The following is a 13,502-nucleotide window of genomic DNA, read 5'->3' as shown; positions in this document are numbered from 1 at the left end:
GAAAAAGCATTTCTTGTCAAAAAATAGCATGCTCCGTATAGTAAATAAAAACCCCTGTAAACCACCAATACAGACAGCAGAAGCATTATTATGACTTTTAACAAAAAAAAACTTAAACAAGAGCCTATTTCGCCCAGTATATTTAATACCAAAAAGTTGGTTTACTCCTGTGAGGATTGTAGTTTTTTTATTAATGAGAAAAAAACTTGCGAAATAGGCTTTAACTCTAAATTGTACCAACAAGAACAGCAAAATAGTTTGTACAACAAAGAGGGAAAATTAAATATTTGTCTTTTTTTAGAAATAGACTAACCAAAATTTATATTGACCAGTAACAGTAGTTATAAAAATTACTTAAACCAAGAAGCCACTTTAGAAAGCAAACCTAAAGAAGCTCCCCCCGTTGTCCCTTTTCTAAAAGAGCGCTTAGTCCCCGCCCTAGCCTTAAAAGAAGAGGACTTTGGCTTGGCTTTTTGATAGTGCTTTTGCACTTTAGAAGGTGTAAATTTTTTAGGCGCGTCTTTTTTAACTGTCGCTGAGTTTCCGGGCTTAGAAGGCACAAATTTTTTAGGAGCGTCTTTTTTTAAATTCCCCCGCCTTGCCTTAGTTACATGTTTGCTGTGGTGTGTAGAAGAGTCTATAAAAACGGAGCTTTTATAAGGAACAAAATCTGTAACTAAGTCTTTATCTTCAATCCAACCAATAGGAATTTTTATTTTTAAATCTTCCTCTAACTTCACCAACCACTCGGCATCTTTATCGCTTACCAAACTAATTGCCTCTCCCTTACTGCCTGCCCTACCTGTTCTTCCAATACGGTGAATATAAGGGTCGGAGTTTTGAGGAATGTCATAATTAATAACTAAATCTACGCCTTCAATATCTAAACCTCGAGCGGCCACATCTGTAGCAATTAACACCATTTTTTCTTCACAAGACTTAAACTCGGTAATGACTTTATTCCGCCTAGCTTGAGTTAATACGCTAGATAGTCCCAAACTTTTTATACCGTTGGCGCTTAAAAAAACTTCTAAATCTAAAATTTGATTTTTGTAATTACTAAACACAATGGCCTGACGCCAAGTTTTACTTTTTAATAAAGATAGTAAATATCGAGATTTTTCAAAACGCGAAATGTGGTACAAAGACTCTTCAATTAAATCTTTTTGAATTTCTCTTTTGCTAACACTTAACTCCACAGGCTGAGCTCCAAACTCATACCCCATATATAAAGCCTCTAAACTTAAGGTGGCGCTAAATAGTAAAAACTGACGATGCTTAGGTATTCTTGTTAAAATATATTTTACATCATCAGCAAAACCCATATCAAACAACCTGTCGGCTTCGTCTAAAGCTACCGCCTCCACTTGCCCTAAATGCAAACTATGGTTTTTGTATAAATCAATTAAACGACCTGGAGTAGCAATAATAAAATCCAAAGAGTTTTGTAAAGCTTCCACATCTTTTTCGATGGGCAAACCTCCCACAAAAACTGCTGAATGAATATTTAAGTCCGTACTAAACTCTTTAATATTGTCTTGAACTTGAAAAGCCAACTCTCTTGTGGGTACTAAAATTAAAATATAGGACTTATCCGTCCAACGAGAAAAGCTTTCTGATTTTAGGCTTTCGTCATTAGCGCGACTATTTAAAATTCTATGAAGCAAAGGAAGAACATAGGCTGCGGTTTTTCCCGTTCCTGTACGAGCAAGACCCGCCACATCCTTGCCTTTAATCACTAAAGGTAATGCGGAGTTTTGAATAGGGGTTGGGGTGTCAAAACCCTTAGCTTTTAAACGCTCTAAAAGATCAGAATGAAGGCCTAATGAAGAAAAACTCATACGCCCACTAACTAGCATAAGCCCCTAATAAAGTCGAGCAAAGCTTTTGAAAACTCCTCGCACTGTTCAAAATGAACCCAGTGCCCACTAGAAAGCTCCACTCCTTGGGCCTTTGTGTGCGTTAGCATTTTTGCATACTCTGCGGGAGGTAAATCCTCTGATCGACTTCCATGAATAACTAAAATAGGACATTTAATGCTAAAATACTGAGGGTAAAAAGAGCTTGCTCGCGCCTCCCTTAAACTATCTATCACTCCATTTCTATGAAATCGCCACTGCCATTGGCCATTGTCTTTTTCCACAATATTCATCTTTAAAAAGCTGCCTAACAAATTAGGTTGAAAAAAATTTTTGGTTAAGCCAGGCACCTTTTGTTCAAAAAAGGTTTTATAACTAGCCGTATCTTTAAATGGTGTGGGAATGGATAACAATAGCTTTTCTATTTTTACCCCAATATCTTTACGAGGCTCCATACTAATATCCTCAATACATAAAGATAAAACCTTGTCTGGATAGGTTGCCGTATATTCGCAAGCCACTATTCCTCCCGAAGAATGGCCTATTAAATGAAATTTATCCCAACCTAGCTGGTTAGTAATGTATTCTAAATCTTTAGCATAGTCGGCGGTTTTGTAGGCCTCTTTATGGCAACTGCGACCATGACCCCTTTGGTCGAAAATTAAAATTTCAAAATCGTTTTTAAAGTGAGTGACCACCTTTAACCAATTATTTAGCGAGCCCATTATGCCATGTAAAAACACCATGCGCGGCGCCCCTGCCTTGCCTAAAATTTTATAATTCCAATCACTTAAATTTTGTTGTGTCTCTTCTTTCATAATTCCTTTTAAAAGACAGCCTAGACCAAGCTAGTAATTCGTGATAGGTATTATTTTTACTCAACTACCACAATTATCACAACTGTCACAATACAAGCACATAAAAAGTACATTTAAATTATGGGTATATCAAATAAAATTAATCACTCACTAATCCCCACAGACGCTATTAAAATTATAAAAACACTAAAAGCCAAAAATTTTTCTTGTTTTTTAGTGGGAGGCTGTATTCGTGACATCTTATTAAAAAAAAAACCAAAAGATTTTGATATTGTTACCTCTGCCACGCCTTCGGAAATTCGCAAAGCCATTCCAAGAGCTTATATTATTGGCAAACGCTTTCGGTTAGTTTTGGCACAAAGAAGCAATCAACAATATGAAATCAGCACCTTTAGACAACAAAACCAAGAACAAGACACCGAACTTTTAGGGGAAGACAATACTTTTGGAACTCCAGAAGAGGATGCCTTAAGAAGAGATTTTACCATAAACGCATTGTTGTACGACCCTGTTCAAAAAGAATTGCGAGATTATACTAATGGCCTTGAGGATTTAAAAATCGGCCAAATAAAAATGATAGGCGATCCATTTATTAGAATGTTTGAAGACCCCGTGCGAATATTAAGAGCCATTCGGTTAACTCATAAAATTCACTTTAACTTAGACACTCCCATAAAACAGGCTATTATTAAGCATGCTGCATTACTAAAACAATCTCCTTTATCTAGAATTAGAGAGGAGTTATTAAAGTTTTTAAAACTGCCTGACCCCTCCATAGCTTTTGTTACTTGTCATGATTTAGGCGTGCTAAAAGTAATTAGCCCTAGCTTAAATAAAGACTTTAAACATTTTATTTATCAATCTTCTAAATTTTTACTTTTTAAAACTCAAGACCTTTATAGCGAAGAAATTAAACCCGAAGAACTATTTGCCAAGTTATTTTTTGCCTATATTTATGAAAATCCTTATTATGAACAAACTATTGCATTACTGTCTAAAAAAAGTTTAGTTGAGCTTAATGCACAATTTGGCACTATGCTTTCGCAAGAGTGGGGTTGTTTTAAGTACGAACAAGAAAATATACTAAAAGCCTTAAAGCTGCAGGTAGCTTTAAACCAAGCTCCCAACTATACCTCCCATGAATTACACACCGTAATGCACCGAAAAACCCTTAAACTTGCTATTAAAATGGCGTTACAGTTTGATTTATTAAATTCTGAGGCCAAAAGTTTTTGGTTAATACAAAATGCCCTACAAAAAACATAAATGGAATTGGACTTATCCTTTAAGCTTTGATACAAAACACTCATAAAGAACAATAAGTATTAAAAACACAGGGAGTTGTTATGGGATTATCTGTTCCACAAATTATTTTAATTATTGCTGTTGTAGTTTTAATTTTCGGGCCAAAGCGCATTCCTCAATTAGGAAAATCTATTGGGGAGGCTATTCGTGGTTTTAAAAAAGGGCTAGAAGATAAGGACAGTTCCGCTGCCAATATGGAAGCCAAAGGTGAAAATTCTTCTTCCGACATAGGTTTTAAAAAAGAAGAACCTACACGCTCTAAAGAAAATTCTTAACTACTGTTTTTTAAAAAATTTAATAAGCCCTATTTTACCCAAAAGGATCTTGCATGCAAAAACATATGGTAAAAGTTTACCCCTCTAAAGCACAACTTCCACAAAGTGAACAACTCGCTTGGAAAATAGCCGAAATGGCTTCTACAAATTTTCCCATAGAAGAAGAGGTAACCGATATGGTTATCAATCGTATTATCGACAATGCTTCTGTGGCCATAGCCTCTATTAATCGGCAACCTGTTAGCAACGCAAGATCACAAGCTTTAAGTCATCCCAAAGATGCCGGTGCCACGGTTTTTGGAATGTCTAATAAATTTACCGTTTGTGCAGAATGGGCAGCTTGGGCTAACTCCACTGCGGTAAGAGAATTAGATTATCATGACACTTTTTTAGCCGCCGACTACTCTCACCCAGGCGACAACATTCCCCCTTTGTTAGCAGTTGCTCAACAAAAAAAATGTACAGGAGCACAACTTCTTGCAGGTATTATTACTGCCTACGAAGTTCATATTAATTTAGTAAAAGCGATTTGCTTACACAAACATAAAATTGATCATATGGCTCACCTTTGCCCTGCTACAGCCGCGGGGATTGGTAGACTTTTAAATTTAGACACACAAACTATTTATCAAGCTGTTGGGCAAGCCGTTCACACTTCTTTTAGTACCAGACAATCTCGAAAAGGAGAAATTTCTAGCTGGAAAGCTTATGTGCCTGGTTACTCGGCTAAGTTAGGAATCGAAGCTGTGGACAGAGCTATGAGAGGAGAAAAGTCGCCCTCTCCTATTTACGAAGGAGAAGATAGCGTCATTGCATGGATGCTTGATGGGCCCGAAGCCATTTATCATGTAGAGCTTCCCAAACCAGGAGAAGCACAAAAAATTATTTTAGAATCTTACACTAAAGAGCACTCTGCAGAATATCAATCGCAAGCTTTAATTGATTTGGCCTGCAAGATGAGAACAAAAATTAACAATTTTTCTGACATTGAAAGTATTGTTATCCATACCAGTCACCACACCCACTATGTTATTGGAACGGGCTCGGGCGACCCTCAAAAATTTTCTCCCACTGCAAGTCGTGAAACTTTAGACCACAGTATTATGTATATTTTTGCCGTGGCTTTAGAAGATGGGTCTTGGCATCATGTAAATAGTTACACCTCAGAAAGAGCTCAGAGAAAAAACACTGTGGAACTTTGGAAAAAAATTAGCACCGTAGAAGACCCTGCTTGGACTAAGCGTTATCATGAAATAGACCCAAACAAAAAAGCCTTTGGCGCAAAGATAGTTATTAAAATGAAAGATGGTAGTAAAATAGAAGACGAAATGGCCTTGGCCAATGCTCACCCTGCTGGGGCAAAACCTTTTGTAAGAGAAAATTATATTCACAAATTTAAAACTTTAACTGCAGATATTATTACACAAGAAGAGTCTGAAAGATTTTTACAATTAGTACAAAGACTTCCAGAGCTTACCGTTAAAGAGGTTGCCCAACTTAATGTGGTCGTAGAAGCTAATAAAGTAGACAATAATAGCGCTGACCAACGAGGTATTTTTTAAAAGGCCTGTTTAAATAAAATTGTAACCAATTACATACATGGTTTTATAATTTAAATATAAATTTTATTTTTAATTTTATCTAAAATAATTTTTTCTGGCACTGTAATGTCTTTAGGGTCTACAGAAAATAAAGCCTGTTGTTCGCAACGGATTTTGTTTTTTAATAACCACTTAAGCACTTGAGCTAATTTTTTATTTTTTGCGTCTTTAAAAAATGGGTCATTTTGCAGGGCATCTCTAGCTTTCTTTAATGACCTAGCCTCTGAAGCGTCTTTTTCTTTAACCGAGTAACAGTCTAAATCATATTTTTTTACATCTTCTGGCAACACTCCTAAAAATTTTACATCGGGTGCGCAAAAATTTTTATTTCTAATTAAGCTGGCCGCAGAACCACTTTTTAAAGTTCTATAGATATTTTGTAAAGTATATGCATCAAGGTCACCAAAAAAATATACGGGAATTTTTAACTGGTCTTGAATAGTTTTAACCCAGCCCCTTACTCCGTTACTTGGAACCCCCTGGGCACCTACAACAATGCATTTATTTCTTTTAGTAATGCCATTAGTAACTAAAGTATTGGCCGTACCCTCTGACTCCACCACCAAACAAAATTTAATTTTTGACTTCATTGATAAGGTAAAACTTTGTGGGCGATTTTTAGGCTGAAAAGGAGTTGTCCCCATGCTGCCCAAGTCAATCTTAGCCTTTGTTCCGTCGGGCATATGCTCGGTAACAATTAATTGTTGAGAATAAGTCTGCCCACCCCTGTCATTAGCTACGCAGTTTAACTCCTCTCTATAAATTTCTAAAGCATCACATAAAAAACTAATAATAGAGTCACTCTCTTCTTGCCCCTCAAAATCAATAGGGCGTAATTCAGGATCTTTTTTAATCCAACCTTTTGCCCGGTAATAAACTTCTCTTTTTGTATTAACACCACCGGCTTTTAAATTTTCTAAAAAAATATCTAACAAAAAAATACTTCTGGCCATTTTTTGCACAGAAGACACATTAAGTTCTGTTCGTACTCTTTTTTCCCCTGGAGTAAAAAAGCCCACTTTAGCACTGTAAATAGCATTATCTAAAGAACACTTAATGGCTTCAAGGGTAGGTCGCTTAGCTTTTTCTAAATCTTTTAACATAGTGTCGCACAATGCATAGGCTAATTTTCCCACATCTTTTTGTGCGTGATTCATTTTAAAAACAGATTTTAGCTTAGCCATATTTTTCCTTATTACTTTAATTTTACTTTAATTTTTCTTTAGCCTGAGTTAATTCTGCTTCAGCACTTTTAGCATCGCGGCCTAAAATTTTCATTAATCCTAATTCTGCTTTTTTCTTACGGCTAGCGGGGGCTTTTGTAATCTTCACTAAACCTCCCACTAAAATAGGAGCAAATTTTTCAATGTGCTGAATTTTTCTTTCTAAATCAAATTCTTTTTTTTCTTTACGAATGTAGCGACCTAATTTTTGCCCTGTTTGAATTAAAGCTTTGCGAATTTCTTCCACTAGCTCATCACTGGCATCAATGGTTTCTTTAGAGGCATTTTTAAATTTTATAAATGGCGAAGTCATAGAAATGGCCAAAACATAAGGACCCCCAGGTACACTATTTTTGCTTTGCTGCAAACCATAAGCTTTCCAATTTACACTTTCTACTGCTTTTGTAAGCGCACAAGAAGATTTATCAAATTGTAAAGGAACACGATTAGCAAATCGCAAAAGTTGTAACGAGGCTTCTTCTTTGCCTTTTACATCAGATAACCTAGCCATAGCCACTTCAATAACCACAGGTTTAAAATCGCAAATTCTTGGCTTGCGAGTAACTACACTAAAAAAATCTACATCTCCTATGCGGTGAATACTTTGTGCCAAAGCCTCTTCTCCAATAATTAAAACACTATTGGTTTGAGGGTTCATCAAAGGGGTTTCTTGCAAAGATTCAAATATTTTTTTAAAGTCGGCATCAGATAGCTTAGGCAAAGGAAGGTTCATTAACGATGATTTTATTTTTCCTTTTTTAAATAGTTCTTTAACAGTAGCGTCAGACACTCTAGAAAACCCTGTTTTTAAAAACTTAGATGTACTCATTTTTCCATATAAATGAGAGTAGGTAATAAATTCTCCCAGCTTCATAGTATGCGGGTGAGGCAAGGTTGGCGGCGGAACTCTGGGGATAATATCGCTAACTCTTTTTACATGTACAGGGTCATTGTCTAGCAAAGTATAATGCATCTCTAAGTGAGGGTTTACCAAAGCGGTTCCTTCAAGATAAGTAATTAAACCACCATCGCCGTTTAATTGCACTTTTCCATCAATAATAAAAGCGGCTTTTAATCCGTGCTTTTTAGAAGTCCACTTTACATTGGTTTTTTTTTTAACCAGCCCTTTGTTATTTTTAATATCCACATCAATAACCATAGACAAAGCTTGGGGCATCTTTTTTGTTTTACTTTCTACATAAACTCCTGTGGCGTTAGTTAATTGTGCCCATGTAGTGGCTGCCGAAATACCAATACCTTGTTGCCCTCTTGAACATTGCCCTTTTCCAAATTTAGAAGACGCTAAGTACTCACCAAAAACCGCTGGTAAATCTTGCGCCGATAAGCCTGGCCCATTATCTTCTATTACTATTTTTACTAAATCAGTATTGCGAGAAGAACCTTTACCTATTTTACTAATCTGCACTTTTATATGAGGTAAAATTCCATCTTCTTCACAAGCATCTAAAGAATTATCCACAGCTTCTTTTAAAGTAGTTAATACTGCTTTTAATGGAGAAGAAAAGCCCACTTGTTGTAAGTTTTTAGAAAAATATTCTGCCGTACTACTAGTTTTTATTTTTGACATTCATTCCTTTTTTTACTCTTCTTTTATAATTACTATTTTTCTTTTTCGTTAGAGGTTAGCATTTCTACTACCGTGCTATGCTTTTTTTTAGTATTACAATCCTTACAACATAAGACTATATTGTTTTTTGTACTTTTTCCACCTTTTGAAACAGGAACCTTGTGGTCCATAGTTAAAAATTTTGGGTCTACTTTTAAATCACAATAATAACATACGCCCTCTTGTAATTTATTTTTCCACCAAGAGCTATGCCTTAAATCTCTAGCCTTAGCCCTTTCTTGCTTTTTTTGACTTTCACTAACTAGTATAAAGTCTAAGCTAGCAACTTTTTCTTTAACCATAAAGCCCTCAAAATTTTAACTTTTAATACTACCTACTTTTACAGCTTATTTATTATCTATATATTTATATCCATATGTATAGACTTTATCTACATACTCTTTTAATATATAAACGAGACCGTAAGACTTACACTACAAACAAGTCGTTTTTTACGACAAAGGTCTAGGTATTTTTTTATGAAACTTTATCTTTCTAACTATCAGCGCATTTTTCGTGGCATTTGCAGCATTGTATTACTAACTTGGCTTATTATTGGAGGGCCTCTTTGGACTATACTTGGCGTTTACCTGCTTTTGACTAGTTCTTGGGGGCTATGCCCCATTAAAAACTATTATTATAAGAAAAAAAATAGCCGATAAGCCTTAAGTATAACACAGTTATAAACTTAAGGGCTTTATGCAGGTACTACTAGTAGAAGATAATCCAGATATTTTAGAACTTACTAAAATAAGTTTAGAAATGATCGGAAACCATCAAGTCGAAACCGCTACCGATGGACAAATAGCTTTGAAAAAAATAAAAAGCCAAGCCTACGATCTCATTCTTTTAGACGACATGCTTCCCCTCTTAAATGGCTTTCAAATTTATGAAACTTATAAAAAAACACCCGCCCCACATAGCCCTATTATTTTTTTTACAGCCAATACTAATAATACTAAATTAAAAATAATTAATAATATTGTTTTGGGCTTAATTACAAAGCCTTTTGATCCAAAAGGCCTCTGCACAACCATCGATCAGCTAGTAAGTAATTTTAAAAAACAACAACAAACTGCGAGTTAATACTTATGGGAAATTTATCTAGTAAAATTAGTTTTATTATTATTCTTAATACCCTTAGTACAGGACTGCTTTGTTTACAATTATTTTTTTACAAACAACCTTGGAAAACACAAAAAGACTTTTTATTGTTTAATTCGGCCTTTTTGTTTTTAAGCCTTGTTTATATTTACTCTGTAGGAAGATTTCAAATGCTTTCGCAAATTAAAATTTTAACAAAAAAAATTCAATTCTTTTTTCATAATAAAGATTATCCAGTAAGCACCTCATTACCCTCTAACGAACTGGGAAACTTAGAAGCAACTTTTGATTCGGTAATTCAATCCTATTCTGCGGCTTTAAAAGATCACAAACAGCTAGAGCAGGCAAAAACACAATTTGTAAGCATTGCCAGCCACGAGTTGCGAACTCCTCTTACCTCTATAAAGGGCTCTTTAAATTTAGTTAAAAATGGTTATTTGGGGGATATCCCTCCCAAAGCTTTACAAACTATTAAAATTGCAGAAAGAGAATCTGACCGGCTAATTTCTATTGTAAACACCTTACTAGATTTAGCAAAAATAGAATCTGGCGAGTTAAAAATTAATAAACAATGGACTTCGCTACAATCTATTATTTTACAAACTTGCCAAAGCCTTTATAGTTTAATTAAACAAAAAAATATTAATATTGAAAATATACAAATAACGGGCTTAAAAGTTTTTATTGATGCCGAACTAATTCAACAAGTTTTGTACAACTTACTATCTAATGCGATAAAATACAGCCCCAACAACAGTAATATTATTATACAACAAAAAATTATAGATAACTCACAAGTAGAAATTAATATTAAAGACAGCGGGCCCGGCGTCCCCAAAGAAGATCGACACAAAATATTTGAAAGCTTTAGGCAGTCTATAAAGCCCAAGGATTCTTTAGTGAAAGGTAGTGGCTTAGGCCTTTCTATTGCTAAATCTATTGTAGCACAACACAATGGCGAAATTGGAATAAAAGATAACGATGGACAAGCGGGCAGTGTATTTTTCTTTAAATTACCAAACATAAGACAAGCCACTAAAAAAGTGGCCTAACTAGTTAAGTGTTATGAAAACAGACCAAGATTTTCAAAAAATGATAAACGGCTTAAGTGGCGACTATCTCGATAAAGTTCTTAAAACTGTCGAAAAACTTATTAAAGAAAATAATATTCAAAATATATACGAAGAAAGTCACAAGCTAAAAGGTAGTGGAAAAACTTATGGCTTTGTTAAAATTTCTGATATTTCTTCAGAGGTTGAAGAATTATGCAAACAATTATTAGATAAAAAAGAAGAACATATTAAAAAAAATAAAAATATTATTATAAAAAAAATAAAACAATTAAAATGCTTAACAAAAGACTATCAAAAGCTTAACATAAAATAAACAGCAACATACTTTTAATGCAAAATAATCACGATAGCTTTTTAAACGATATTCAAAACTGCTTAACAGAAAAACAAGTGTTAACTAGTAGTGAGGATATAAAAATTTACTCTACGGATAGCTCGAAAGATTTTTCTGGACATGGGTCTTTAGTATTACTGCCCTACTCTACAAAAGAAGTTCAAAGCATCATACGCTTAGCTAAAAAATATAATGTTTGTTTGGTAAGTTCGGGAGGAAGAACTGGGCTAAGCGCAGGGGCCACCGCCACTAAAAAAGAAGTTATAGTTTCTTTAGAAAAAATGAACAGCATTGTTAAGTTTATTTCTGAAGAACAAAGTTTGCTTTGCCAAGCTGGAGTGATCACTCAACATATTCAAGAAGAAGCTTTAAAACATAATTTAATTTACCCTATTAGCTTTGCCGCCACAGGCTCTAGTCATATTGGAGGCAATGTGGCCACTAATGCTGGGGGAATTCAAGTTTTGCGCTACGGTAACACTCGTGATTGGGTTACCAGCCTTACCGTGGTAACAGGAAACGCAGAAATTTTACATCTTAAGAAGGCTTTAATAAAAGATGCCACAGGTTATGATTTAAGCCAGCTGTTTATAGGTAGCGAAGGCAGCCTTGGCATTATTACAGAAGTTACCGTAAAGCTAAGTTCTTCTGTAAAAAAAAGCATTAGCCTGTTGTTAGCCAGTGACAGTGTTAATAATTTACTAAAAGTGTACTTTCAATACAAAAACAAAACCCCTTTAATGGCCTTTGAATTTTTCACAAAAGAGGCTTTAAAATACAGCCTAGAACACTGTAAAAAAAACTGCCCTATTAGTGATCAACACCCCTTTTATGTTACCGCAGAAATAGAAGTACAAAGCGAAAGAGATGAAGAAGTGTTAATGCAAATTTTAGAAGAAAACTTAGAGCAACAATTAGTGATAGATGGAACCATTTCTCAAAACAAAGATCAAAGCAAACTTATTTGGGATTTAAGAGAAAATATTTCTGAATCCATACACTACAAAAACCCTCACAAAAATGATGTGTCTGTGCGATTATCTAATTTAGAGCCATTTATAAATGACTTGCAACAATTAATATCTAAACTACCCGACAATTATGAACTCATTTACTTTGGACATATTGGTGATGGAAATTTGCACATTAATTTACTAAAGCCTTTGGAAGAAAGTGCAGAAAATTTTCAAACAACTTACAAGCAGTTTGACTTAAAAATATTTAATTTAGTAAAAAAACACAAAGGCAGCATTTCTGCCGAGCATGGTGTGGGCCTTGTAAAAAAAGACTATTTAAATTTTAGCAAAACTCTAGAAGAAATAAATATTATGAAACAAATAAAAAAAATATTTGACCCTAATAATATTTTAAACCCTGGAAAAATTTTTGATTTATAGGTTACAAAAAGACACTGCTAATTTTGTAGTGTTTTTTATTTTTAGCTAACATCCTAGCTATTTTTTAATGCCTAATAAGAACAGTCCTTGTTAAGGCTTACTTTTTTTAGAGTAATCTTGCCATTTTTCTTAGTAGTAAACTTTGTTTTACAAGTATAACCAGTATGATAAAAACAACCATGAATATTTTTACTTTGTTGAATGAAAAAGGTTAAAGCTCCATTAAAGTCAATTTTTAATACCCTAACCTGAGGTTTTCCACAGTCTACACCATCATCGCCAAACCAAAAGTTTGTTATGGCACTTGAATTTACAATCACCTTTTGTAAATTTTTTTTAAATTGGTTTAAATTAATAGCATTGTCTGCCTGTGCGACTACAACACTAAAAAAACAAAACAAAGAAGTTAAAAATAATTTCACATGGCCTCCTTGTGACTTTTTATTTATATAAATAAAACCTACTTCTTTTTCTTGTAAAAACCAAAGAATATCCAGCTTAATGCAGCGACAGAGTAATTTTTACAAAAGAAAATGCTAGGTTTCCTAGCCTATTTATAAAAATGAAAACTAGTGAACAAAAAAAAAGACACTGCTGTAATTTTAGCAGTGTCTTTGTTGTTTTTTAGCTTTGATAAAAAGCTAGTTATTTTTTTTAAAGTGCAGAGTTTTTATTTGTATTAAAAACAAAAACTTACATCATTGGCATTCCGCCCATTCCGCCCATTCCACCCATTCCGCCCATTGGGGCAGCCGGAGCTGCAGAGGCGTCATTAGATTTTGGAGCTTCGGCAATCATAGTTTCTGTAGTTAGCATTAAAGAAGAAACAGAAGCTGCATTTTCTAATGCACAACGAACTACTTTTACAGGGTCAATAACCCCTGAT

Annotated in this window: 15 protein-coding genes; 8 read left to right on the top strand and 7 right to left on the bottom strand. The window is 34.4% G+C overall.

Going from position 1 to position 13,502, the window contains the following annotated elements; translation table 11 throughout:
• Positions 1–90 precede the first annotated feature (90 nt).
• A complete protein-coding gene (locus tag HAW63_05840) occupies positions 91–312 on the top strand; it encodes a hypothetical protein (GenBank protein MBE8163487.1) in 222 nt (73 codons plus the stop codon).
• 38 nt (positions 313–350) lie between these two features.
• Here the strand turns inward: HAW63_05840 and HAW63_05835 are convergent, their stop codons facing one another.
• Positions 351–1,859 (bottom strand): DEAD/DEAH box helicase, encoded by a 1,509-nt coding sequence (locus HAW63_05835; protein MBE8163486.1) that lies wholly within the window; start codon positions 1,857–1,859, stop codon positions 351–353.
• Positions 1,853–2,677, bottom strand: coding sequence for an alpha/beta hydrolase (locus tag HAW63_05830; GenBank protein ID MBE8163485.1), 825 nt, complete (start codon positions 2,675–2,677; stop codon positions 1,853–1,855). The genes HAW63_05835 and HAW63_05830 overlap by 7 nt, the downstream gene beginning before the upstream one ends.
• A gap of 120 nt (positions 2,678–2,797) precedes the next feature.
• On the opposite strand from HAW63_05830, the gene HAW63_05825 reads away from it, so the two are divergent.
• The 3 genes from HAW63_05825 (at position 2,798) to HAW63_05815 (ending at position 5,819) form a co-directional block, all read left to right on the top strand.
• A complete protein-coding gene (locus HAW63_05825; GenBank protein ID MBE8163484.1) occupies positions 2,798–3,943 on the top strand; it encodes a hypothetical protein in 1,146 nt (381 codons plus the stop codon).
• An 80-nt stretch (positions 3,944–4,023) separates the two neighbouring features.
• Complete coding sequence (locus HAW63_05820; protein MBE8163483.1) at positions 4,024–4,257, top strand: twin-arginine translocase TatA/TatE family subunit; 234 nt, start codon at positions 4,024–4,026, stop codon at positions 4,255–4,257.
• Positions 4,258–4,310: 53 nt separating this feature from the next.
• Positions 4,311–5,819 (top strand): MmgE/PrpD family protein, encoded by a 1,509-nt coding sequence (locus HAW63_05815; protein MBE8163482.1) that lies wholly within the window; start codon positions 4,311–4,313, stop codon positions 5,817–5,819.
• A gap of 50 nt (positions 5,820–5,869) precedes the next feature.
• Here HAW63_05815 and HAW63_05810 read toward each other — a convergent pair whose 3' ends face one another.
• Genes HAW63_05810 through HAW63_05800 form a run of 3 tightly spaced genes read right to left on the bottom strand, consistent with a single transcriptional unit; the run spans position 5,870 to position 9,010 of the window.
• Positions 5,870–7,042 carry a DNA topoisomerase VI gene (locus HAW63_05810; GenBank protein ID MBE8163481.1) on the bottom strand — a complete coding sequence of 391 codons (1,173 nt, stop codon included), beginning with the start codon at positions 7,040–7,042 and terminating at the stop codon, positions 5,870–5,872.
• 22 nt (positions 7,043–7,064) lie between these two features.
• Positions 7,065–8,669 carry a DNA topoisomerase VI subunit B gene (locus tag HAW63_05805; GenBank protein MBE8163480.1) on the bottom strand — a complete coding sequence of 535 codons (1,605 nt, stop codon included), beginning with the start codon at positions 8,667–8,669 and terminating at the stop codon, positions 7,065–7,067.
• Positions 8,670–8,701: 32 nt separating this feature from the next.
• The gene (locus HAW63_05800) at positions 8,702–9,010 is read right to left on the bottom strand and encodes an HNH endonuclease (GenBank protein MBE8163479.1); all 309 of its coding nucleotides are present in this window, start codon (positions 9,008–9,010) and stop codon (positions 8,702–8,704) included.
• A gap of 397 nt (positions 9,011–9,407) precedes the next feature.
• Here HAW63_05800 and HAW63_05795 point away from each other — a divergent pair, with 397 nt between their 5' ends.
• Genes HAW63_05795 through HAW63_05780 form a run of 4 tightly spaced genes read left to right on the top strand, consistent with a single transcriptional unit; the run spans position 9,408 to position 12,616 of the window.
• The gene (locus HAW63_05795) at positions 9,408–9,794 is read left to right on the top strand and encodes a response regulator transcription factor (GenBank protein MBE8163478.1); all 387 of its coding nucleotides are present in this window, start codon (positions 9,408–9,410) and stop codon (positions 9,792–9,794) included.
• A gap of 5 nt (positions 9,795–9,799) precedes the next feature.
• Positions 9,800–10,864 carry a HAMP domain-containing histidine kinase gene (locus HAW63_05790; protein MBE8163477.1) on the top strand — a complete coding sequence of 355 codons (1,065 nt, stop codon included), beginning with the start codon at positions 9,800–9,802 and terminating at the stop codon, positions 10,862–10,864.
• A 13-nt stretch (positions 10,865–10,877) separates the two neighbouring features.
• The gene (locus tag HAW63_05785) at positions 10,878–11,198 is read left to right on the top strand and encodes an Hpt domain-containing protein (protein MBE8163476.1); all 321 of its coding nucleotides are present in this window, start codon (positions 10,878–10,880) and stop codon (positions 11,196–11,198) included.
• 17 nt (positions 11,199–11,215) lie between these two features.
• Entirely contained in the window at positions 11,216–12,616 is a 1,401-nt protein-coding gene (locus tag HAW63_05780) for an FAD-binding oxidoreductase (GenBank protein MBE8163475.1), read from the top strand.
• A 71-nt stretch (positions 12,617–12,687) separates the two neighbouring features.
• Here the strand turns inward: HAW63_05780 and HAW63_05775 are convergent, their stop codons facing one another.
• On the bottom strand, positions 12,688–13,038 hold the full coding sequence (locus HAW63_05775; protein MBE8163474.1) for a hypothetical protein: 351 nt from the start codon (positions 13,036–13,038) through the stop codon (positions 12,688–12,690).
• Between the two features lie 271 nt (positions 13,039–13,309).
• Positions 13,310–13,502 (bottom strand): hypothetical protein (locus tag HAW63_05770; protein ID MBE8163473.1); only part of this gene is annotated, 193 nt, incomplete at its 5' end.

This window comes from Pseudobdellovibrionaceae bacterium (assembly GCA_015163855.1).
Classification (GTDB): Bacteria; Bdellovibrionota; Bdellovibrionia; order Bdellovibrionales; family UBA1609; genus JAAOIH01.
This window is presented reverse-complemented; position numbering and strand designations above follow the sequence as displayed.